A 22,786-nucleotide genomic window follows, 5' to 3' on the forward strand; every position below is an offset into this window, starting at 1 on the left:
ATGGCGCTCGACGGGCAAATTGCGTCCTGAGCGCGGGAAATGGGGCGAAAAAGGGCTGAAAAGCACGGATTCAGGGGGAAAAATCGGAAAATTGACCGATAATTTGCTTAAAAAATAGGCAATCGCGAAATTTGCGAGGCTCACCGGCTCAGATTGGCGCTTTATTCAGCGTTTCCCTAGGGTTGCTGTCGTTCAGTGTTCATTGACCAGGCCCTTTCATTGACTACCCTCTGTTGGGGCTGGGCCTGGAATGACTTCGTATTTTTCGTGCATTTCGTGGCGAACTGCTTTTTCCACGTTCATTCCCGCGCCACGTTTCCCGGATAGCCGGGAAAATGATCGCCGCGGCACTGTCCGGCGCGAATCGCGGCGATGAAGCTGCTCATGTCGCTCACCGGCTGCGTGAACTCGGTCGCACAGCGGCCGACCGCGCCGAGCTTGTGGCAATCGCTGCCGCCGAGCGTCGGCAGGCCGAGATGCCCGGCCGCGCGCCAGGCGAGCGCGTTGTCGTTGTCGTTGTTGCCGCCGTTGTGCGTCTCGACGGCGGCGATTCCCTGCAGGTCGAGGATCCGCTCGCACAGGCTGGCGAGCCCCTGCTCGCGGAACGGATGCGCCGGGATGCAGATGCCGCCGAGCAGATTGATGCGCTCGATGACTTCCTGCAGCGGCAGGTAGTTGTCGCGCCCCCAGATGTTCCAGCCGTCGTCCTCGACGCCGAAGGCGAGCAGATGGCCACGGTGGGTGCTGATCTCGACGCCGCGCAGGACGAGGAAGCCCTCGTCACGCGCGATCGCCTCGACCGGTGCCGACGCCTCATAAGAGTAGTGCTCGGTGATGCAGACGCCGTCGAGCCCGAGCGCCCTGGCGCGCCGGATCAGGTCCAGCGGTTCGAGCCAGTTGTCGTACGAGTGCTTCGTATGACAGTGCGTGTCGATCCACATGGCCGCCGGCGCGCCTTCCTCGTTCAGGGCAGCGCGAGTTCGAGGTTCACGCTCTTCGACGGCGCGAACTTCTGCGCGGCGAAGAACTTCATCAGACCGAATTGCTCCCAGTTCACCAGCGTGTAGATCTTCTTGACGCCGGCCGCCTTCATGTTCATCACGAACTGCTCGACGATCTCGGCAGCGAGGCCGTGATGCCGGTATTCGGGCGCGACACCGATGCCGTCGATGGTCGCGGTCGGGTCGGAGATGCCGAATTCACCGAAGAACAGGTAACCCATGGCGAAGCCGACCACCTTGCCGTCGACTTCGGCGACCAGCGAGCAGTTGATGTCGGACCTGTTCCTGACGATGCTGGCGATCTTCCGCTCGAAGTACTCGCGGCGGTTCTTGCCGGTGGCGGTCTCGTCGATGGCGACGATGGCGTCGAGGTCTTCCTGCTTGAGGAGGCGCAGGCTGCGTTCTTGACTCGGCATGTTCTTTCTCCATTCAGGCGGCGCCGCGCTCGGGCGGACACCGGTGGGTGTGTGCTGTCTCTGGAAAGTGCGTCTAGAAAAGTTCGTCGTGTGCTGCGGGGCGGCCCGGGCGGACATAGACCGAGCCCCAGGCCTGGCTCTGCTGGCTGCGGTCGGCGGCGTCGAAGCAGGTGGTGCAGCCGCCGTCGGCTACGGGTTCGGCGAACAGCTCGACATGGACCTCGTAACCCATCGCGCGGTAGTTCTCGGCGACTTCCGACAGCCGCGGCTCGCCGATCGTCGTGCGCAGGATCCAGCCCTCGCCTTGCAGCCGGGAGACCGGATCGTCGTTCGCCGCAGCAGGCGCGCACGAACTGCACGAGCCCGAAGAGCACGACGACTGCGCGGCACGAGAACCACAGCCGCTGGCGGCGACGATGGGGATGCTCACTCTGCTCATGCGCTTCTCCTCACCACGAGTGCCTGATCGCACCCGGCGTGCAGGCGCTGGTACAGGGCAGGCTCGTGTAGCCGCCGGCCGGCTTGCACTCGGTGCAGTCGTAAGCCAGCGTGCGGCAGTTGGCACGCTTGACCCAGGTCACTTCGTCGTCGTAGTCGTCGGTGATCGTCTCGAACATCTCTTTCGGGCAGGCGGTCTGGCAGGCGCGGTCGGCGGCGCAATCGATGCACTTGTCGGTGTCGATGCTGATGTAGTAGTCGCCGGAGCCGTCCTTGTAACCGTAGTTGGCAATCATCTGCTCACTCCTCTTCTGTTGGGGCGCCGCCTGCCGGGGCGATCGCCCCGGCAGTGCGTGTCACTCAGGCGGCCTTCTTCGCGCCCTGCTTCTGCATCAGCGTGTGGCCGAACAGCGCGGCACCGAGCGCACCGGCGATCTGGCTGTCGATCTTGGTGTCGAGCGCCTTGATGCCGAGCAGCTTCTCGATGCGGCGGACGACGCCGGGGTTCTTGGCGATGCCGCCGGTGATGAAGAAGCCCTCCTCGACGCCGATGCGTTCGAGCAGCGAGACGACGCGCTCGGCCATCGCCTGGCAGTAGGCGGCGATTACCTTGTTCTTGGTGTAGCCGGCCTTGAGCAGTGCCAGCGCTTCCGACTTGGCGAAGACGACGCAGACCGAGGAGACGGCTTCCGGCTCTTCGTCGACCTCGAAGGAGCGCGGTCCGAGTTCGGCGATCGGGATCTGCATCAGGTCGGAGATGACTTCCATGCCGCGGCCGGTACCGGCGGCGCACTTGTCGTTCATCAGGAAGTTGGTGACCTTGCCCTTGTCGTCGCAGTGGATCGCCTTGCAGTCCTGGCCGCCCATGTCGAGGATGGTGCGCACCTGGTTGCCGCCCATGTAGTTGGCGCCGCGCGCGTGGCAGGCGATCTCGGTGATCGCCTTGTGCGCGAACGGGACATTGACGCGACCGTAGCCGGTGCCGACGACATAGTCGATGTCCTCGAGCTTCATGCCGATCTTGTCCATGATCCCCTGCAGCGCGTTCTTCGCCGAGTCGGGCGAGTTGTTGCCGGTGCGCATGCTGTTGTAGCCGTAGAGCTCGCCATCGACGACCAGCACCGCCTGCGACGACACCGAGCCAACGTCGATGCCGCAGGTGACGATGCTGCCATCACGCCAGTTCCTGCTCTCGTCGAACCAGGTGTTCTCCTGCCAGCGCCAGAATTCCTTCTTCTCGGGGGCGACTGCGGCCTTGACTTCTGCATTCATGTTGTTCGCTCCTTGGGATTCGTTCAGTGCAGGCGTTCGGCGGCGATCAGGGCGCAGCCGAGGGCGCTGATGTATTCGGGGTGTTCGGGCAGGGAGACCTGGTCGACGTCCATCGCCGTCTTCAGCGACTGGACGAAGCCTTCGTTGTGCACCATGCCGCCGATGAGGACGACTTCGCCTTCGATGCCGACGCGGCGGACCATCGCGCAGACACGGCTGGCGACGGCGTCGAGCACGGCCTTGGCGATGTCTTCCTTCGGCGTCGAGGAGTGGATCAGCGAGACGACTTCCGACTCGGCGAAGACCGTGCATTGCGCGTTCATCGGGATCGTGCGCTCGGACTTCAGGCTGGCAGCGCCGAAGTCCTTGAGCGAGAGCTGCAGCGCACGCGACATTGCCTCGGCGAACGAACCGGCGCCGGCGGCGCACTTCTCGTTGCCGGCGAAGTCGATCGCGCGGCCCTCGGCGTCGGTCTTGATGCCGCGGCCTTCCTCGGCGCCGACGTCGACCACGGTGCGTGCGTTCGGAAACATGAAGTTGGCGCCCTTGGCACCGGCGCTCATCTCGGTGATGCCTTCGCTGGCGAAGGCGACCTGCTTGCGGCCGGCGCCGGTGGCGAAGACCGCCTTGACGTCGCTGCGGCCGAGGCCGGCGGCGGCGAGCGCCTCGTCGAAGGCCTTCTCGGCGGCCTCATCGGCGTCGAGCTCACCGGGCAGCATCAGGTGGGCGTGCTTCAGCGCATAAGGCTTGTCGCCCTTGCTCTTCTCCAGCAGCACCACCTTGACGCTGCGCGAACCCATGTCGATACCAGCAGTGATCATTGTCCTCTCTCCTCTATCAAGCGGCCTTGCGACGCAGGCCGAGTTGTTCCATGAAGGCATCGACGCGCGCTTGCGTGCGCACTTCGTCGAACTCGCGTTCGTCGCCCATGTTCCCTTCGAAGGTCATCACCGGAACGCCGGCCTTGGCGATGCCGAGGCGGTTTTCCATGATCCCCAGCGACAGCCCCTCGCAACCGCGGTTGAGGTGCAGCATGACGCCATCGACCTGCCATTCCCTGACGATGCGCAGCATCATCTCGGTCTTCAGGCGCGGGTCGTAGAAGTGCTGCCACTGCGGCTTGGAGAGGTTCCAGTCGGCGTAGAGGCGCAGCGCCGTCTGCCGGTCGTTGATCTCGATGCCCTTGTGCCAGGGCAGCGTGCGCCCGCCCCAGGAGCCGTCTTCCTTGTCTTCCCAGATGCCTTCGAGGGCGAAGGTGTACAGCGAGCCGATCGAGACGGCGCCGTAGCTTTCGAGGTAGCGGAAGATCTTGAGGAAGGACCAGGGCGGCTGCGTGTCCGACATCATCCGGCAGCTCTCGTTGGGAACCGCAGCGATGCCGCGCGCGACGCGGTCCTTCACTTCCTCGTACAGCTCGTCGTAGAAGTCGGCGCACCACTGCGAGGACTTCGCCAGCGTCGCCAGCACGTAGAGCGAGTACATCGTCTTCTCGTCGAGCGGCGCCGGCTTCACCTTGTTCAGCGCGCAGATGTCGGCCCAGCGGCTGGTCGAACGCATCTCGTTCTTGACCGCCTTGATGAACAGCTCGTCGTCGAACTTGCGGCCGGTGGACTTCTCGAGGAACTCGATGCCCTCGTTCAGCTGGCCGACGACGTAGTCGAGGCGCGCATCGGTCATGTCCTTGTATGGGCCGACGCCGACATCGACGTAGAACTGCGGCACCTTCTCTTCCTTGGCGACGTGCTGGTACCACTTCGAGTGCGAGCAGCAGATCTGCGTCTGGAAGATGAAGTCGGGCTTCGGAAACTCGCCGCCGAATAGGTACTTGTTCAGATGCATGCCCCCCCAGTAGATGCGCATGTACGAACAGAGGTCACGCGCAAAGCCGTAGGCTTCGGCGGCGTCCATGCACTCCTTGGCGAACTTGCGGTCAGCCGAGACCGAAGCGGCGTAGGGTTCGCCGGTCAGCGAATGCACGTCCTCGCCGAGACCGGCAGGCAGCGCGTCGAGCGCCCAGGCCGATCCGGACCAGCGCAGGCCGCCCTTCTCCTTGGCCTTGGCGTAGTTCAGGTAGTACTGCTCGCGCAGTTCCTTGGCCTTCTTCCAGAGCTTGAGCGGCTCGGTCGGGTATTTCGCAGGTGCGTTCATGTCTTGTCTCTCTCCTTGTGCCGGTCAGAACAGTTCGTCTTCGGTCAGCGTCTCGAGGAAGGCCTCGACGCGGATGCGGAACGGGCCGATCGGGTTGGTGATGTCGAATTCGAGGAACAGCGTGGGGATGCCGTTTTCCTCCAAGTGGCGCTTGAGATCCGGGTAGTCGCCCTCGTGCGGGTCGCAGAACTTCTGTTGCAGGAAGATCGCCGCGCGCGCGTTGAACTCCTTCGCCAGGCCGAGCACGTGGTCGAAGCGCGTGTGGCTCGGGTAGTCTTTGGTCGGGCAGGCCGGGCGGTCGCAATAGCGGTCGGCGATTGCCTTGATCGGGTCGGCGTCCTTCTTCGACTCGTTCCAGAAGTAGCGCGTCCCCGAGCACTGGTCGTCGATGACGATCGTCGAACCGACCGACTCGACCATGCTCATGAAGGCGACGTCGTCGTTCTCCGAGCCGATGGTCATGAAGCGGATGCCTTCGGGACGGTTCAGCTTGCGTTTGGGCAGCGCCGCGAGGACCTTCTTCAGCGCCTCGTTGTGCTCGCGCTTGTCGACGAACTGCGCGGTCAGGCTGGCGTAGAGCGCCTCGACGCCGGTCACCTTGGGGTCGGTCTCCTTGCGGTACTCGAACAGCTCGCGCAGCAGGCGACGGTTCTCGTCGACCACCGCGATCGCCTCGTGCAGCTTCTCGTCGCTGAGCTTATTGCCGGTCAGGGTCTCGAGGAAGCTGCGGAAGCTCTGCACCTCGGCATAGTGCGCGGCGCGCGCATGGCTCGACTGCACCTCGTTCGGCATCGGCAGGTAGTAGTCCCACTGTACCGTCGGCACGTGCATGCGCCACGAATTGAACGCCTGGCGATACTGGATGCACGACTGCGTCAGCGTGACACCGTCGGCGTAGTCGAAGCGGCCGAGCAGGCCCTGCGCCAGCGAGTCGCGGCAGAACGGACAGAACATGCCGAAGATGTGCGGCTCGGTGACGTTCTGCGGCTCGTGCGCGCCGAGCACGCGCACCGGCAGCATGCCGGCGGCGATCAGCAGTTCCTCGGGCGTGTAGGTGCACATCGTCGCCACCACCTGCCCCCCTGTGCGCAGCTTCCATTCGCGTGCATACTCATGCCGCTTCTCGTACCAGTGCTTGAACTGATCAAACAAACCATCGCTCATCAGGAAATCTCCTCCTACACAGAGTCAGTCGGCGCCGGTGTTCCCCGGCGTGAAATGCAACATAGTTCTCTTGATGCATTAAAGTGCACTCTAGAGAGCATGAGGCGGCGTTTCCTTGATCCAGAGCAAGTCGCGAAAAATGATGGCGGAAAGGCGGGAGCGGGCCGGGTGCGGAGATACCTCCGTGCGACGCGCATGACGCCAGGGATACCTTGCCGTCCGGTTTCATGGTGCGCCGGGCGGACCGGGGACCGACACGCCGTCGATCGGCGCTATGGATGGAGGAGAAGCGGGTTCAGGGCAGGAGACTTTCCAAGCCGCTTCAACGAAGTCGCCCCGTCTGGGGCGAGTGCTGCATGATCCCCGCCTCGATCGCCGTGTCGATCATGGCGTTCCTTCAACGAAGTCGCCCCTTCCGAGGCGAGTGCTGCCCTGGAAGCCGAAGTCCTGCAGTTGATCCCTGCACCTTCAACGAAGTCGCCCCTTCCGGGGCGAGTGCTGCGTCGTCCGGCGCTGCCAGCAGTTCGCCGAGTTGCGCCCTTCAACGAAGTCGCCCCTTCCGGGGCGAGTGCTGCCACCGACTGGCCCCCTGAACCGATCCGGTATCCGGTCCCTTCAACGAAGTCGCCCCTTCCGAGGCGAGTGCTGCGCGACGCTCGAGGCCCGGCTCACGATGCTGGTGATCCTTCAACGAAGTCGCCCCTTCCGGGGCGAGTGCTGCGGGCGAGTACGGGCTGCGGCTGCGCGAACTGGAGCTCCTTCAACGAAGTCGCCCCTTCCGGGGCGAGTGCTGCAGCCCTCCTGCAACTCTCTCAGGTAGCTGGTTTTTTCAGACAGGATCCGCGAACCTCCGGTCGCTCGCGGCAGCACTCGGGCCTGGCACGGCGTTCGGCGTGCCAAGCCACTGATTGGCCGCGTATTTCGCATATCGCGAAACCCCCACTGCTTCGCCGTCACTTCAGGTCCGCGCACATCAGGCCGAGGCCGTAGTGCCGGCCGCGGCCGAGGACGATCGGCCCGTGCAGCGCGGTGCGGAAGCGAAGTCGCACATGGTAGAGGATGAGGTTCTTCGCTTTCCAGTCCTTGAGCCTGACTTCGCTCAACCGTGCGGCTTGGCGCAGGAACCCGGTCTTGGAAAACTCGACCTGCTCAAGCAGTCCGACATCGATTCCGGCCTCGCGGACTGCCTTGTGCAGCAGGCGGGTCATCAGACGGATGTTGCCTCCGCCATAATCGCCGGGAAGGATCAGCGGCGTGATGCTGACCCAGTCGCGGGCCGGACCTTCGAGATGGCCGAGCACCGGTTCTTCGCCAGGATCGACCGGCAGCGCGCGGGCGACGCATTCGCCGCTGGCGGCATCAATCAGACTCAAGCCGTCAGCCGGAATCGCTGCCGCCAGCTGGCCGAGCGCGTCCGCGTCGACAGCGCGAGCAACCCACAGCGCACGCCTGATCAGGCCATCGGCGTGCTGGTGGCCGACCGAGGGAACGGGAACCCAGGAGAGACGCCGCTCTGCGTCTTGTTGAGGCGCGTAGCCAGCGGCGAAATCCGACAGCGCCGGCGCTTCTCTGTCGGCGAGGCGCATAGCTGCGTGCCTCAGCATGCCGCCGACAACGACCGCGTCTTCGGGGTGAAAGCGCCGGCAGGCTGCATCATCGTCCGGTTGAAGGAGTTTGAAGGCGAGGTAGGCGCTGCGCGGCGACTGATCGCTCGGCCGGTAGGCGACGACGCGATGCAACGCCGGTGGGGTGACCGGTCTGGCGTAACCTTCTTCACCCGCGTTGAGGCGTCGCTGGAAGGCCTGAAAGCGGCGCTCCAGCGAGGCGAGCGAGCCGGCGACCGGGACGCGCAGCAGCACCTCGCCCGAGCGGCGAATGCCACCACTCGCCTGCGCTTGCCACAGCCGGTTGATCGCGTCGCTCTGCGGCGGAGTGCCGACGATCTCGCCGCGCAGTACGCACATGTCCTCGCCGACACCGAGCGTATGCACCTCTTCCGCGGCGGCGATCAGCATCAGCGCGGCGCTACGGTCGGCGGCGCAGATCGGGAAGATGTAGCGCACCGGCTGTTCGACGCGACGCAGATGGATACTGCGCATCGAAAATGCTGAATTCGGTTTGCGCGGATCGGCGTTGTTGGGGATCGAGCGGCGAAAGCGCACCACTGCCGGCTCATCACAGGCCAGGATCAGGGGTGGCAGTTGCCGTTCGAGCCAGTCGAGACCGGCCGCATCGATCCCCCGGCAGCCGGCGACGATCGCCTGTAGCAGGCGGAACGGCGATGGCGGCCATTCGATTCCGCCGTAGGTACCGGCGACGAAGCGCGCTTCGAGAACGAGGAAGTCGCTTTCTGCAGACATCACTTGCCTTTTGCCGGAGTATCTTTGGCCGGCTTGACTGGCTTTTCCTTGGCCGCTTTGGCGCTCGTCACCCGGCTGGTGTCAAACTCGGCTCGCTTTGGCTCAAGCAGATGTACGCCGAAGGCGGTCGCCGCTGCCTGCGCGATGACGAGCGCTTCGTCGTGGGTTAGCGCGAACGCTGTTTCGCTGCCGTCGCGAGCGATGAGCTTGAGTTCGACCGGCCCGGCGCCGACGAGGAGGCAGCCCTGGCGCAGGAAGCCATAGGGTGGCAGGGTGAGTGCGACGAGGCCGAGGCTGGCGATGTAACGTGCGGCGGCGCTCGCCGGCTCGCTGCCGACCTTGCAGTTCTGGCGCAGCGCGATCAGGTTGAGCGTTGCGGTACGTACGATCTCGCCATCGGCGATGACGCCGCCCAGTGCTTCGCCTGCCGGCACGGGATCGAGTCCTTCGGCAGAGTGCTTGCCTTCAAGGCCGAGATCGCGTGACCAGAACGAGCCGGTGAAGGTCGCCATCCGGCGCAGTTGGCGGACATCGCGTGCGCTGATGCTGGCGGAGAAGGCGCGCGGAATCTTCAACTGGCTGTCTTCACCGCGGCTTTCCCACAGGCCGAGCAGCAGGCTCATCGGCGATAGCTTGGCGATCTGGTCGGGGCCTTCCTTGAAGGAGCGCAGGGCGGCGCTGGCTTCGCCCGCCAGCGTCGAGAAGGCGACCGCGGCGTCGGCCAGCCGGTGCCCGAGTTCGAGCATGTCGAGCGTGCGCGATTCCTGGTTGGCGAGGCGGGCAGTGACACTCACCTCCCGCACCAGCGCGCGGTAGGGGGGCTGCAGGAAGACCTGTTCGACACGGTTGGCTTGCGACTGCACCGAGTCAACGACGCAGAGGTTGCGCTCGCCGCCGAGCGGACTGATGCAGTAGGTGGGGTTGTCGTTGCTGCCAAGATAGGTCGGCGGAAAGACTGGCGTACCCTCGCCTTCAACCGGACGCAGTTGCTGGCGGGAGACGAGCGCGACGGCATGCGGGTTGTGCAGCAGGTCGTACAGCGGATCGCTCACACGATTCGCAGATTGGCCGGACATGAGGGCTTCCTTTCGCTGAAGAGGGGTTGGGAGGTGAATACGTCTTTCATCTTGCCGCTGGCTTCGATCACGGGCCGGAACCCCTGAGCCGATTCGGGTAGCAGGCCTTTCGCCGCGACCAGTGCGAGCGTCGGCGGCAACAGTCCGCGCCAGGTGTAGTAGCCGGGAACGGCGTCGGCGGGCGGCACGAAGAAGCGTTGCAGACCGAGCGCGGCGAGGAGTTCGACCCAGGGTCGCGTGCTCTTGAAGGCGTCATCCTCGTTGAGCGAGAAGCCGGCGTCGCGCGCGGACCAGCTGGTGGCCGCGTCGAAACGGAACTTGCTGGCGTCGGCGGCGACGCGATCGCCGCCCACGGCGAAGAGCGAAGCGGGTTCGAAATCGGCCATGGCACGCAGTTTGGCGCAGGAGCGGACGACGCTTTCGAGCGTGGTGATGGCGCTGGTGCGGCCTGCGCCGAGCTTCCAACCGGAATAGTCCAGGAGGCGTTCGTCGAGCCAGTGATTGAGGGCGATGACGGAACCGTCGGCGAGGACGAGTTGCAGCGGCGGGTAACTGTCGTCTTGCGCTCGTCCGGTGGTGGCTTGCTCGTCGAGCTGGACGCGAGCACCTTGCAGCAATTGCAGGGCCTGGCCGACGCGCTCGCCATCGACACCGCCAATCACGAAATGGCCCTCCTCCCAGCCAAGTCTCGTCTCGTCGCCGCAGTGGTCGAGCAGCGACGCCAGACCGAGGGCAGCGAGGTACTCGCCGAAGTTGTGAACATCAACGGGGAGACGGAAGGCGACTTCTGTGCTGCGCGCCGGTGCGGGGAACGCATCGGCGGATGTCCGGGCTGGCGGGAGCACCAGCGGCGGCTCGCTGGCCAGCGCGGGGACAGCGCTGTGCAAGTCCTTGTCGGGGTCCGCCTCCGGGTCGTCGAGAACTTCGGCCAGGATGTCGGCAGTTTTCACCAGCGCTTCGAGGTAGCAGAGCGCCCACGGTCCGAGCTTCCGACCGAGCAAGGCGAAGCTTTCCGCGCTGGCCTTTGCCGCAGGTCGGCAGCCCGGCTTGTCGAGCGCGGCGTCGCGGAAACCGGGGCGGCTCCAGCCGTGATGCGCGGCGACGAGGTGACGTTCGAGAGGGCTCAACGAGGAGATCAGTTCGCCGCCTTCGGCAAGTGTGCCGAGTTCGTGCCGGTAGCCGTCATTGATGCGCTGATCGAAGGCAGAACGCGCTGATTTCCCGAGCAGACGGTCGGGGTCGGGATTGCCGATCGCTCTTTGCCAGCGTGGCACCGCCTTGCCGCGATCGTGCGTTGCTGCGGAGCGAATGGATGCGTTGGTGATTTCCCGCGGCAGCGCCAGTCGCTCGGCGAGACGGCGAGCGGCGCGTCCGGCGAGTTCGAGGTGTTCGTCGAGCAGCCGGTCGCGTCCGATCAGCGACGCTTGCTCGCCGCTGTCGGCGGAATGCAGGCCACGCCGCCCGAGCCAGACGCGGATCGTCCCCGACCATTGCAGGCCATCGATGCTACTCGGTGCGTCGTGGAAAACGATGTCGTGTCCGTCGGCAAGCTTTTCGAGCAGATCGTCGAGGCGGGGCGCGAGTTGGTCGCCGCAGCGCCATTGGCAGGCTTCGTCATCGCGCAGACAAGTCACGGCAAAGGACTGCACAGCTGCGCGCTCGATGCCTCCGGGGTCGGTGAATTCGGCAGAGACATCGGTGACGAGCGTGTCGGCGTAGGGCGAGGGAATGCCATGTGGGGTCGTCAGTCCGCCGGCGCTCGTCGGCAGCAGAACAGTGCTCTCCGGCCGCAGGCGGTAGAGCCAGCGGCTGATGTTCATGTCGGCGGTGAGGAAAGGGTTTTTCGCCTGGGGCAGTCCTTGTGCGTCGAGGGCGATGGCGAGAATGTCGTCACCGCTTTCGCGATAGGCCATCAGTCGCGTCAACAGGAGGCGCCGGGCTTCCTCAAGCGGCAATCTGGCCATTTCATCGGCGGCGATCGGCCAGGCATCGAGCCATGCAGCGAGGTCGCTGCCGGAGCGCGGCAGTTGCCGCCAGGCAAGGCGGATTTCGGCCCGGTCTTCGACGATGCCGTGGATGAATACCTCTGGCGCCGGGCAGCCGACTTCGTCCAGACGCAGGCTCGTCATCGCCAGCAGTTCGATGATCGCCGGCTCGAGCGCGCGCGTTGCGGGTGCCGCTTCGATCGCCTGCGGGTAGTCGGGCAAATCGCAAAGCCGGCTCAGTGCGAGCGGGCTGGCATCGATGGTGAGGGCTTTGCTAACAGTTGTCGTCGGGGTCTCGGTGAAGCCTGATGCCTTGCTGTCGACTGCGCTTGGGGTGGCTCCATCCTCATCGTCAGCCAATGGCGTTGCGGCTTGCGTCGCCAACCTGTGCAGGATTGCGAGCGCGGCCTGCGCGCGCTCACGGATGGCTGCCGGAAGGTCAGCACCGCCGGCGTGAACGACCCGGATGCTGGCTTCGTCGATGCCTCGGCGATTGATCCGTCCGGCTCGCTGGATCAGTCGGTCGAGGGTACTAAGGTCGAACAGCCCGAGATCGGCGTCGATATCCAGACCGATCTCCCCTGCTGCCGTGGCGATGAAGTAGGCGCTGCCGTCAGTGCTGCGCTCAGGTCCGGGAAGGAAGCGCCGAAATGCCTCGCTGTCGGCGAGGGCAGCCCGCTCGTAGCCACGCATCGTTCCCGTCAGCGTGACTACTCGCTCAGGGGGAATGCCCTTCTTGATCAGTCGACTGGCGATCCGCTCGGCAGAACCCGGGCTGCTGACGAAGATGGCGACGGCGCGGTTGGCATCGCGCTGTTCGAGCGCCAGCGTGCCGATCATTTCCTCGATCGCACGCAGGGGCTTGGCGGCCGGTTCCGCGGTCGCGCCGACGTCCACCAGTTCGAGGTGCTTGCACGCAGACATGCGCGCGGCGAGTGCGGCGTCGGCAGTGACATCGCAGACGAGCGGTCGCGAGCTGTTCCCGGGAGAAAGCGTCGCCGTCATCTCGATCACGCGCAGCGGCGGGCGGCCGATACGCCTTGCGTCATCCGCGGCAAGCGTTTCGACCTGGCGCAGGAGACGAGTGAAAGCCGGCGCCAAATGCGCCTCGTCATGAACGACGAGCGTGTCGCAGCCAAGCAGTCCGGCGTGAGTGGCGCTGCGCGAGCGACCGACGCCGTAGCCACGAAAGAGCAGACGGCTGCCGAGCATGTCGGGCGTCGCGAGGATGATGGCAGGCGTCGATGGATCGAGACTCCACTCGCCGCTATCGGCAAGACCACCGCGCAAGCGCGAGACGACGAGAGGCTTGCCTGTCGCAGACAGACTCGACAGCGCCTGACGGATCGGAGCGAGTTCCGGGACCGTCGTCAGCGCCAGACTGATGCGTTCGGCGAGGTTGCTGGCTTCGTCGACGAGCACACGTCGGTTGACGACATGCACCAGCCGTCGCGGCAGGGAAACAGCGGCGCCGCCCGAGCGTGCCTGTGTCGCCAGTGCCGCGACGAAAGCGGCGAGCAGCATCGTCTTGCCGGCGGCAGTCGGAACCTTGATTTGCGCCGGCACGTCACCAGCGCAGCAGCGCTCATAGGCGACCCGCTGCCAGTCGTAGGGGGCGGCCACGCCGACATTACGCAGCAGAAGCGAAAAGAAGTCCTCTTGTACGGTCATTTTCGGTTTCGGGTCTCGGCACTCGCCGAGGCGTCACGTCTGGCAGAGACAAGCACGGCAGCGAGTGGCTTTATGTAAAAGAAGTGACGTGATGCCCTTGTGTTGCGTCGTGATGGCGCTGACGATGTCGAAAGGCTATCGCCATGGTATCTAAATTCGCATGTGCTTGTCGCCTGATCGGATGAATCGGCATCACCTGTTCAACAGCTTCCATGGCTGCAGAGCGATAGCGGAATACTTCCGTGGCCACTTGATGACGATGGGCTGCATCGCTCAGCAATCAATGCAACAATGCGAGAACTGACGCCAAGTTTAGGGACGGCATAGAGAAATCCGACTCCCGCATCGAAGGAGGGACTGAGTGAGCTACCCCAAACCCTGGATGAGCTATGCGGATCAACTGAACCAGTTGATCGGGCGAGGCATGCTCGTCACTGACAGGGCTCGCGCCCTCGATTACCTGGAGCGCATCGGCTACTACCGCTTGAGTGGCTACTGGTTCGCGTTTCGCGAGCGAAGCGGACCACTCTGCCTGGTGGACGAGCATGGACGGAAGCCGAAGAAAGTGCGCGAGGAACGGGTCGCGCTGGACGCCTTCCGTGCAGGGACGACGTTTCAAAACGCCGTCGACCTCTACGTGTTCGACAAGCAGATGCGTCTGCTGGTGATGGATGCGCTGGAGCGCATCGAGGTGGCACTGCGGGTGGATGTGTCGCACACACTGGGCGAGTTCGACCGGTTCGCCTATCTCAAGCCCGAGTTGTTCCACCACGATTTCAGCACCAAGCTGGATAAGGACACTGGTGTCACCCGGCATCACGACTGGCTGGGCAAGCATGCTCAGTTGATTGGCCGATCCAAGGAGGATTTCGTGCGCCACAGCCGGACCAAGTACGGCTTTCCACTGGCGATTTGGGTAGCTTGCGAGGTGTGGGACTTTGGCACGCTATCGACGCTATTCAATGGCATGCGCGAGGCCGAGCAGGATACGATTGCAAACCAGTATGGCGTCAGCAACGGTCGCGTATTTGCGACCTGGCTGCGAAGCCTCAACTACCTGCGCAACGTCTGCGCGCATCACAGCCGCTTGTGGAACCGCAACATCGTCGATCAGCCCAAGCTGCCGTCGACCGCTGAGTTACCGTGGGTCGCTCCGTTTGAGTCGGACACGCACGCCCGAGCGCGCTGCTTTCTGCTGCTGAAGATCACCCGGCATCTGCTTAACGTGGTCAATCCTCGGTCGAGTTGGCCAGAGCGGATGAAGACGCATCTGCTGGCCTTCCCCGATCTGAGCCACCTTGGTCTGAACTTGGCGGGGATGGGCGCGCCGGCAGGTTGGGAGACCGCATGGTGAACGCAAGCAATAAAAAACCCCTCAGCAGCTTCCCCGCCGAAGCGGGGTCACCGGGAGGGGCCGTGTTATGCGAATTGTAGGCTTCGCAGCCTTGTCCGTCAATGTCCGTGGCGGTTCGTTGACGTACGACAAGGGCTGAAACGAGATGTAGTGCATACGGCCGGCGGCACGGTTGGCGTGGATGGCGATGCCGAAGGGCATGCTGCGGCCCTCGACGACGCTGCCGCCGAGCTTGCGCGAGAAGGTGACGGTGGGCTTGTCGGATTTTGGGGACAGGATATCGATCAGACTCTGCCAATCAACATCCTTTCCCTGAATTGAATGTGCTAGCGCGCTTGCATTTGCAGCCGACCGCGCGCATCCGCAGCCTTGATGGCTGCCAGAACCGCCTCGGGAGTTACGGTCACTGGTGCGTTGAAAATGGTCTCCCCGGGCGCGCAGGCCAATTCGGCAACCTGCATCAATTCCGCGTCGGTCGGATCGACCAGGCCAATCTCGGCGAGCGTGATCGGCAGGCCGACCGAAGCACAGAATGCGTAAACTGCGTCGATGGTTTCCTTTGGCCGCCTTGTCAAATGGAGCAATGCTTGCGCACCGATCGCCACCTTTTCCCCGTGCCAGAAGCGATGGGTAGGAGCGAGCGCGGTTAATCCGTTGTGAATTGCGTGCGCACCGGATAGGCCACCGCTCTCGAATCCCAGGCCGGAAAGCAGCGTGTTCGCCTCAATGATTTTCTCGACGGCGTCGTCGACATTTCCCGTGCTTGCCGTCGCTTTGGCAGCCGCGCCATAGGTCAGGAGCGTGTCATAACACAGGCGTGCCAGCGAGTGAACGGTGAGTGATCCGACACGACCGGTCATGTTGGTGGCACCTGATTTCAAACAGTCCTCTGCTTCGAAAACGGTGGAGAGCGCATCGCCCATTCCCGAGACGAGGAAGCGAACCGGAGCTTTGACGATTACGGCGCTGTCGACCAGCACAACATTCGGATTGTGCGGCAGCACGAGATAACGTTCGAATTGGCCCTCGGGCGTATAAATAACCGACAGGGCCGAGCATGGCGCATCGGTCGAAGCGAGCGTCGGAGCGATCACGACAGGCAAACCAAGTTCATAGGCGACTGCCTTGGTCGTGTCGAGTGCCTTGCCTCCGCCGATCCCGACAATCACGTTCGCAGCAGAGGCAGCGGCAGATTTCACCAGTCGTGAGATTTCTATGCCACTGCATTCACCACCAAATGGCTCCATCGTGATCTGGACATCGCTTGAACTGGTCAGTGCAGGTGCAATGAAGGAACTCACCGCCGGATCGACAACGGCAAGCGCCTTCGAGCCGAGGCGTGCAATTTCAGACGAGAGGGATGCGAAAGCTCCCGCACCTTGGACGTAGCGGCCAGGAAAGATGGAAGTTGTAATCATGATGCTCCTCCTTGCTTGGTTGCGGGATGACTGGTGCATCCAGGGCGCAGCGTGGCGCCCTTGTGGAAGCGCTGCTCTACAGCTTCTTCGCCTGCACTTCGCCCGCAGCGCCGCCGACACCGAGGCGGTAGCCGAGCGAGATGTAGTGCATGCGGCCGGCGGCACGGTTGGCGTGGATGGCGATGCCGAAGGGCACGCTGCGCCCCTCGACGACGCTGCCGCCGAGCTTGCGCGAGAAGGTGACGGTGGTCTTGTCGCCGTCCTTGCCGCTTTCGACCTTGACCCCGGCCGGCAGCGCCGCCTGAGTCTTGCCGCTCTTCCACTGCAGCAGTTCGAAGCTGCCGGCGCTGACGTACTTGCCCTTCTTCGCGTCGCCGCCGGGCATGCCGCGCATGTCCTTGTGGCAGCTCGTCCAGCAGCCCGCCAACGCGGCCTGCGGCACCTTGTCGTCGAGCAGCATGATCGCCGCCTTGAGCTCGTTGGCGGCATCGCTGCCGGCCCTGGCGTCGGCGGGCGGCGTGAAGGAAAGGCGCACGTTGAGCGTGCCCTTGTCGACGGCGGCCTGCACACTGACCGGGAAGCTCACCGTTTTCGGCATCGCCTGCGCGTCGGGTTCGTGCTTGGCCAGCCGCTTGGCCGTGTAGTCGAGCCCCTTCTTCGTTTCGTGGCAGACGATGCACGCCTGTCCGGCCTTGACGACGCTGGCGCCCGGGTGCTCGCTGCTGATCCACTCGAAGGGGGTCGCGCCGGCGTGAAAAACCGTGATGTTGCGCGCCGGGATCTTGCTCCAGTCGGGCGCGGCAAACGCGGCAGCGCTGGCGACGGCCAGCGGGAGGCTGATGGCGAGGCGGATCGTCGGTTTCATGGGGCTCCTTTCAGGTCGGGTGGACGGCAGCTGGGGCAGGCGCCGGGACGGCTTCACTCATCCTCGGGCATGTTCTCGGGCAGCTGGTGGGCGATGCCCTTGTGGCAGTCGATGCAGGTGCGCCCATCGTCGCCGATCATCCCGTGCATGGCGGCGGCGCGCGGCGTCTGCTGCTCGGCCGACATGCCGTCGACCTGGTGGCAGGCGCGGCATTCGCGCGAGTCGGTCGCCTTCATGCGCGCCCATTCGTGTTGTGCAAGCTCGAGCCGCCTGGCGGCAAACTTCTCCGGCGTGTCGATGCTGCCGGTGATCTTGCCCCACAGCTCCTTGGCCGAGACGATCTTCTTCTCCAGTTTCGGAACGAGCGGGGTCGGGATGTGACAGTCGGCGCACTCGGCACGTACGCCGGTGCGGTTGCTGTAGTGCGCCGTTTGCTTGTATTCGGCTGCCACCGTCTGCATCTCGTGGCAGGCGTTGGCGCAGAACTCGGGCGAACTGGTCACTTCGAACGCCCAGTGCGTGCCGCCGAGGAAGGCGAGGCCGGCGACGAAACCGACGACGAGCAGGGTCAGCAGCGAGTAGCGCGCGGACGGGCGCAGCAGGGTGCTCAGGAAACCGTTTTTCTCAGCGAACATGTGCGTTGCCCTCCAGGTGAAGCCCTTGCCGGCACGAGTTCGTCAGCGTCGCCGGGCCGGAAAACGGCGGACGCCGCTGGCGGGATCGCTGGCGAGGTTTGCGCCAGGGACATCATCGGCCAAAGTGGATTCGAGATAAAGTAGCTAAAAACGAAATGATTGATCCACTGACGGAGCAATGCAATTGGAACTTCTCAACGACATGGCCCTGTTCGTCGAAGTGGTAAAGGCACGCGGTTTCCGCCGCGCTGCCGAGGCCGTCGGCATCCCGAACTCGACGCTGTCGCGGCGCATCGGCGAACTGGAGAAGGCGATCGGGCTGCGCCTCCTGCGCCGGACGACACGCAAGATCGAACTGACCGAGGCCGGTCGGATCTACTTCGAGCGCTGCAAGCGCATTGTCGATGAAGCGAAGCTGGCGCACGAACAACTCGGCGAGATGCTGGAGCAGCCGAGTGGCGTGCTGCGCGCCTCCCTGCCCGTGGATTTCGCCAACACCTATCTGGCGCCACTGATCGCGGAATTCGCCTGCCGCCATCCCGGCATCAGCTTCGATCTCGACCTGACCCCGCGCCTCGTCGACCTCGTCTCCGAACCCTTCGACGTGGCCATCCGCATGGGCACCCCGCCGGACTCGACGCTGATCGCGCGCCAGCTGGCCACCCTGCCCTGCTACCTCTACGCCTCGCCGCGTTATCTCGAACGATCGGGCGAACCGGCGCACCCGCGCGACCTGGCGCGGCACGAATGCCTCGGCTACCGCCTGCCCAAGGCCCACCTGTGGACGCTGCACAATGCCGAAGAGTCGGTGGAAGTGGCCGTCGGCGGGCGCTTCCAGCTCAACAGCGTCGAATTGATCCGGCGACTGGCCTCGCTCGACCTCGGGATAGCCGTGCTGCCCGCGGAAATCGCCGCCGAGGACCTCGACCACGGGCGCCTGCGGCGAATCCTGCCTGGCTGGCAGGGGCCGCTGGTCCCTGTCTATGCAATGACCGAGACGCGCCTCTTGCCGGCGAAGACGCAACGCTTCATCGAGTTCCTGAGCGAGCGGCTCGGCGCCCCTGCGCGCGCATGAAGCTTCGTGGACAGGCCACCGATCCGACCTTGCTGCTGCCCTGTCCCCAGGATTGGCAGTCTCCGGCACGCTGCAAATGCTCACGTGCTATAACGGTAACGATGTCGAATGCATCGATTGCGATGTGCTTGACGACGCGTGAGGCTTGCTCCCGATGGCGGACGGCCAGACCTTGAGCAGGTAAGCCTGCCGCACACGCAGCCGTCCTGCCGGTTCGTCCATGTCGAACGCGCACTCGCCAAGATCGTCTTCCGTCTCGTAGAGACACCCGGAGGCCTCACCCGCTCCCGGCTCCGGGATCTACCTGGTCCGGGCCTCGTCGGTCCCGACCCGCCCCCTCTGCTGCCGCTACTTCACCGTCGCCGGACAGCACCGCTGTCGGCGGCAAAACCGGAGAAAACATCATGCAGACCAAAGCTTCGCGCTGGGAGCCCAAGGCTCTCGTCCTTGCATTGCTCGCGTTCGGGTTCGACCTCCCGGCCTCGGCCGCAGACCCGACTGCCATCCCGCCGCAACCCGACGCCCGCGCGGTTCCGGAGTTCATCGGGCGTGAGGCGACGCCGAATCCCGTCACGTCGCGGGCCATCCCGGCGAATCCGTACATGTCCACGGGCTCATGGAGTGCTCCCCACGACGACACCTACATGAGCGACACGTACTTCACGCCCGGGCCACTCGGCAAGCAACCGATGAAGGTGTTCTCGACCTTGCTTGCCGAGCAGGACGGTAACGACAGGATCATTGGCGTCGGCGGCGCCACGACCGTCGACAGCGCCGGGCGACTGGTCGTCAGCGTCATCAAGCAGAACATGACGACAGGCGTGGCGTGGTCGCGCCTCACGCTGCTGGATCCGGAAAACCTGGCGACGCTCGCCACGATGGATCTTCCAGCCAAGGTCATCCCCATCGGCGCACGCCCGACCGGCATCTACCTGTATCAGGATGCGCAGTACCGGACGGTGATCGGCACGCCTCTGCGCACCGTGTGGGTGGTGTCACACACCGCCAACAGCTTCAGCAAGGAGCGCGAGTATGACCTCAACCTGCAGACGGATACAGGCATGGGCATCCCCGCAGACGACGACATTCAAGCCCTCCAGCCCGACTTCGCCGGTCGCCTGTGGTTCACTTCGGACAAGGGCGTGGTCGGCACGCTCGATATGCAGACAGGCCAGATGCTCGGCAGCATGCAGTTGCCGGGTGAGCGCATCGTGAACGGAACTGCGGCCGACGAGGACGGCGGCGTGTACATCGCCTCGACGCGGGCCATGTACCGCTTCGACGCGGACGCGGACGGCAAGCCGGTCGTCACCTGGGCGGAGCCTTACGATGCGGGGACCCATGTGAAGGCAGGCCAGGTGGACATCGGGACGGGGACGACGCCGACCTTGATGGGCGGGGATTACGTCACCATCTCCGACAACGCCGAGCCGCAGATGAATGTCCTGGTCTACCGCCGGGCGAAAGAGGTCCAGGGGCCACGCCTGCTCTGCACGGTGCCGGTGTTCAAGCCGGGACCCAGTTCCAATGAAAACTCGCTGGTCGCCACCGACAGGTCGATCATCGTCGAGAACAACTACGGCTACAAGGACGACAAGTCGACATCAAGAGGCTCGACGACCAAGCCGGGGCTCGCGCGCATCGATGTGGATTCCACCGGCTGCCGTACCAAGTGGACCAACCGGGAAGTGAACATCCCGACCGTGGTCACCAAGATGTCGCTCGACACCGGGCTCATCTACACCTACAGCAAGCCGAAGGGGCCCGCCAATACGGACGCCTGGTACTTCACCGCGATCGACTTCGAGAGCGGCCAGATCGTCTACAAGCAGTTGGCGGGCACCGGCGGAGGCTTCAACAACGCCTATGCTGCGATCACCCTCGGCCCGGACGGGACGGCCTATGTCGGGGTGATGGGAGGCGTTGTCGCCATCCGGGACTTCCGATAGGCGCCAAGAACACAGGGGACGGGAGATCGAGCGGAAGGAAGATCTCCCGCCCAAGGAGACTTCAGCCGGCGACGAGTTTCAGCAGTTCGGCAAGGCTCTCCTCGACGCGGGCGCCCGAGGTGTTGACGCTGGCGTCGGCCTTGGCGTACATCGGCTCGCGACCGGCGAGGATGCGTTCGAGGTCCTTGATCGCCTCGCGGTTCTCCCCCATCGGCCGATGGTCGCCCTGGGCGACGACACGCGCCATGTGCTCGGTCGGCGTGGCCTTGATCCAGACCGTGTAACACGCGGTGAGCAGTTCGTCGAAGGTCGCCGGCTCGCTGACGATGCCGCCGCCGGTCGACAAGACGAAGCGCTCGTTGGCGGCGATCAGCGCCTGCAGCGTGCGCCGTTCGTAACGGCGGTAGACCGACTGGCCGTAGAGCGAGAAGATTTCCGAGAGTTTCATCCCGGCGGCGCGTTCGATCTCCTCGCCGATCTCGAAGTAAGGGACCTGAAGTTGCTGCGCGAGCAGCTTGCCGAGCGTGCTCTTGCCTGCGCCGCGCAAGCCGACCAGCGCGATGCGCTGGCGCCGCCCGCCCTTGTCGAAAGCCCCCTGCAGGATGTCGCGCGCCTCGGCCAACTGCAGCGGTGACAGGCGCGAGAGGTACTGGACGAGCAGCGTGAACTCGGGCGGATGCTCGGGCCCGACACGGACGATCTCTTCGAGCGGCAGCGCCAGCGCCTGCGCGACCTGGCGCAGGCGGATGATCGAGATGTTGCCGTCGCCGCCCTCGAGTTGCGCGAGGTAGCGCACCGACACCCCGGAATCGCTGGCGAGCATCGCCCGCGTCATTCCCCGGCGCAGGCGCAGGTCGCGTACGCGCTGTCCGAGCGCCTGCAGATAGTCGCCTTCGTCGCCCGCCGGGTCGGCAGTCGGCGCAGGCTGCGAAAGGTCCTTGTCCATGTCTTGCCCATCCTGGAAGCTGGGACGCACTATAGTGCAGCAGCGCAGGGCTGTCGACTAGTCGCCGGCACCCGACGTCTCGTGGAAGGCGCTCGCCTCGGCCAGCAGCCAGTCGCGAAACGCGCGAAAGGTCTGCGACTCGGCCTGGTGCTCCGGAAAGATCAGGTAGTAGGCCTTGTCGCTCAGGTACTGGTGCGGCATGGCGACGCAGAGCGCGCCGCTGGCGAGCTCGTCGGCGACCATCATCGGCGGCATCAGCGCAACGCCCATGTCGCACAGCGCCGCCTGCGCGAGCATGCTGAACAGGTCGAAGCGCGGCCCGGTCAGGTCGCGCGCGACCTGCATGCCGAGCGAGGCGAACCAGCTGCGCCAGGCGTAGGGTCGCGTCGACAACTGCAGCAGCGGCAGCGTCGCGATGTCCTCGGCGGTGAGCGGCGCCGGCCCGCGGCGCGCGCAGACGCGCTCGAGCAGGCGCGGGCTGCACACCGGCAGCAGCGCTTCGCGCATCAGGAAACACGCCTGCGTTCCCGGCCAGCCGCCCTTGCCGAACCAGATCGCCGCGTCGTAGTCGGTTTCGGTGAACAGGAAAGGCCGCGTCCGCGTCTCCATATTGACGAAGACATCGGGGTGCCCGGCAAGAAAGCGCGGCAGGCGCGGCAGCAACCACTTGGTCGCGAACGCGGGGACCACGGCGAGGTCGATGGTGCCGCCCTGCCCCTGCCTCGCCATCACCGACAGCGCGTCGCGTTCGACCTCGTCGAGGCGCGCGGTCACCTGCCGGCTGTAGGAAATCCCCGCCTCGGTCAGCTTGATGCCGCGCTTGCTGCGACGAAACAGCTTGACGCCGAGAAAATCCTCGAGCCCGGCGACCTGCCGGCAGATCGCGCTGTGCGTCTGCGCGAGTTCCTCGGCAGCACGCGTGAAACTCTCGTGGCGGGCCGCCGCCTCGAAGGCGATCAGCGCATTGGTCGTCGGAATCTTGCGTCGCATCTGGGTTCGCCTGAGCATGGAGC

Annotated in this window: 20 protein-coding genes; 4 read left to right on the forward strand and 16 right to left on the reverse strand. The window is 64.8% G+C overall.

All coding sequences use genetic code 11. From position 1 onward, the window contains the following. Positions 1–299: 299 nt before the first annotated feature. The 11 genes from CCR84_RS08555 to cas3g all read right to left on the reverse strand — a co-directional run bounded on the left by CCR84_RS08555 (position 300) and on the right by cas3g (position 13,531). Entirely contained in the window at positions 300–941 is a 642-nt protein-coding gene (locus tag CCR84_RS08555; RefSeq protein ID WP_201211373.1) for a CehA/McbA family metallohydrolase, read from the reverse strand. Between the two features lie 23 nt (positions 942–964). Beyond that, positions 965–1,417: a GNAT family N-acetyltransferase gene (locus CCR84_RS08560; RefSeq protein WP_201211375.1), complete on the reverse strand. Its 453-nt coding sequence runs from the start codon at positions 1,415–1,417 to the stop codon at positions 965–967. Between the two features lie 73 nt (positions 1,418–1,490). Continuing rightward, complete coding sequence (locus CCR84_RS08565; RefSeq protein ID WP_201211377.1) at positions 1,491–1,856, reverse strand: hypothetical protein; 366 nt, start codon at positions 1,854–1,856, stop codon at positions 1,491–1,493. 10 nt (positions 1,857–1,866) lie between these two features. Beyond that, the gene (locus CCR84_RS08570) at positions 1,867–2,151 is read right to left on the reverse strand and encodes a ferredoxin (RefSeq protein ID WP_201211378.1); all 285 of its coding nucleotides are present in this window, start codon (positions 2,149–2,151) and stop codon (positions 1,867–1,869) included. 64 nt (positions 2,152–2,215) lie between these two features. Then, on the reverse strand, positions 2,216–3,127 hold the full coding sequence (bzdQ, locus tag CCR84_RS08575; protein WP_201211380.1) for a benzoyl-CoA reductase, bzd-type, subunit Q: 912 nt from the start codon (positions 3,125–3,127) through the stop codon (positions 2,216–2,218). A 23-nt stretch (positions 3,128–3,150) separates the two neighbouring features. Beyond that, the gene (locus CCR84_RS08580; RefSeq protein ID WP_201211381.1) at positions 3,151–3,948 is read right to left on the reverse strand and encodes an acyl-CoA dehydratase activase; all 798 of its coding nucleotides are present in this window, start codon (positions 3,946–3,948) and stop codon (positions 3,151–3,153) included. Positions 3,949–3,964: 16 nt separating this feature from the next. Beyond that, complete coding sequence (gene bzdO / locus CCR84_RS08585; protein WP_201211382.1) at positions 3,965–5,275, reverse strand: benzoyl-CoA reductase, bzd-type, subunit O; 1,311 nt, start codon at positions 5,273–5,275, stop codon at positions 3,965–3,967. 24 nt (positions 5,276–5,299) lie between these two features. Further along, the gene (gene bzdN / locus CCR84_RS08590; protein WP_201211383.1) at positions 5,300–6,439 is read right to left on the reverse strand and encodes a benzoyl-CoA reductase, bzd-type, subunit N; all 1,140 of its coding nucleotides are present in this window, start codon (positions 6,437–6,439) and stop codon (positions 5,300–5,302) included. 953 nt (positions 6,440–7,392) lie between these two features. Next, positions 7,393–8,799 (reverse strand): type I-G CRISPR-associated protein Csb2, encoded by a 1,407-nt coding sequence (gene csb2 / locus CCR84_RS08595; protein WP_201211384.1) that lies wholly within the window; start codon positions 8,797–8,799, stop codon positions 7,393–7,395. Beyond that, complete coding sequence (gene cas7g, locus CCR84_RS08600; protein ID WP_201211385.1) at positions 8,799–9,875, reverse strand: type I-G CRISPR-associated RAMP protein Csb1/Cas7g; 1,077 nt, start codon at positions 9,873–9,875, stop codon at positions 8,799–8,801. The genes csb2 and cas7g overlap by 1 nt, the downstream gene beginning before the upstream one ends. Continuing rightward, positions 9,848–13,531: a type I-G CRISPR-associated helicase/endonuclease Cas3g gene (gene cas3g, locus CCR84_RS08605; RefSeq protein WP_201211386.1), complete on the reverse strand. Its 3,684-nt coding sequence runs from the start codon at positions 13,529–13,531 to the stop codon at positions 9,848–9,850. Before cas3g ends, cas7g begins: the two co-directional genes overlap by 28 nt. 361 nt (positions 13,532–13,892) lie before the next feature. Between cas3g and CCR84_RS08610 the strand changes: the two genes are divergently transcribed. Together CCR84_RS08610 and CCR84_RS08615 are read left to right on the forward strand one after the other, a co-directional pair. Beyond that, positions 13,893–14,885: an Abi family protein gene (locus CCR84_RS08610; RefSeq protein WP_201211388.1), complete on the forward strand. Its 993-nt coding sequence runs from the start codon at positions 13,893–13,895 to the stop codon at positions 14,883–14,885. Positions 14,886–15,035: 150 nt separating this feature from the next. Then, positions 15,036–15,206 carry a hypothetical protein gene (locus tag CCR84_RS08615; RefSeq protein ID WP_201211390.1) on the forward strand — a complete coding sequence of 57 codons (171 nt, stop codon included), beginning with the start codon at positions 15,036–15,038 and terminating at the stop codon, positions 15,204–15,206. Between the two features lie 5 nt (positions 15,207–15,211). On the opposite strand, the gene CCR84_RS08620 is transcribed toward CCR84_RS08615, so the two are convergent. From CCR84_RS08620 to CCR84_RS08630, 3 genes are all read right to left on the reverse strand, one after another. Beyond that, positions 15,212–16,303: a glycerol dehydrogenase gene (locus CCR84_RS08620; protein ID WP_201211392.1), complete on the reverse strand. Its 1,092-nt coding sequence runs from the start codon at positions 16,301–16,303 to the stop codon at positions 15,212–15,214. 76 nt (positions 16,304–16,379) lie between these two features. After that, positions 16,380–17,168 (reverse strand): DOMON domain-containing protein, encoded by a 789-nt coding sequence (locus CCR84_RS08625; protein ID WP_201211394.1) that lies wholly within the window; start codon positions 17,166–17,168, stop codon positions 16,380–16,382. 53 nt (positions 17,169–17,221) lie between these two features. Next, complete coding sequence (locus tag CCR84_RS08630; RefSeq protein ID WP_201211396.1) at positions 17,222–17,803, reverse strand: NapC/NirT family cytochrome c; 582 nt, start codon at positions 17,801–17,803, stop codon at positions 17,222–17,224. A gap of 178 nt (positions 17,804–17,981) precedes the next feature. On the opposite strand from CCR84_RS08630, the gene CCR84_RS08635 reads away from it, so the two are divergent. Beyond that, complete coding sequence (locus tag CCR84_RS08635) at positions 17,982–18,878, forward strand: LysR family transcriptional regulator (RefSeq protein ID WP_201211397.1); 897 nt, start codon at positions 17,982–17,984, stop codon at positions 18,876–18,878. Positions 18,879–19,282: 404 nt separating this feature from the next. Then, complete coding sequence (locus tag CCR84_RS08640) at positions 19,283–20,827, forward strand: PQQ-like beta-propeller repeat protein (protein WP_201211398.1); 1,545 nt, start codon at positions 19,283–19,285, stop codon at positions 20,825–20,827. Positions 20,828–20,888: 61 nt separating this feature from the next. Here the strand turns inward: CCR84_RS08640 and CCR84_RS08645 are convergent, their stop codons facing one another. Next, positions 20,889–21,773 (reverse strand): helix-turn-helix transcriptional regulator, encoded by an 885-nt coding sequence (locus tag CCR84_RS08645; protein WP_201211399.1) that lies wholly within the window; start codon positions 21,771–21,773, stop codon positions 20,889–20,891. 57 nt (positions 21,774–21,830) lie between these two features. Next, complete coding sequence (locus CCR84_RS08650) at positions 21,831–22,763, reverse strand: LysR family transcriptional regulator (RefSeq protein WP_201211400.1); 933 nt, start codon at positions 22,761–22,763, stop codon at positions 21,831–21,833. Positions 22,764–22,786 lie beyond the last annotated feature (23 nt).

The organism is Rhodocyclus purpureus (assembly GCF_016653115.1).
Classification (GTDB): Bacteria; Pseudomonadota; Gammaproteobacteria; order Burkholderiales; family Rhodocyclaceae; genus Rhodocyclus; species Rhodocyclus purpureus.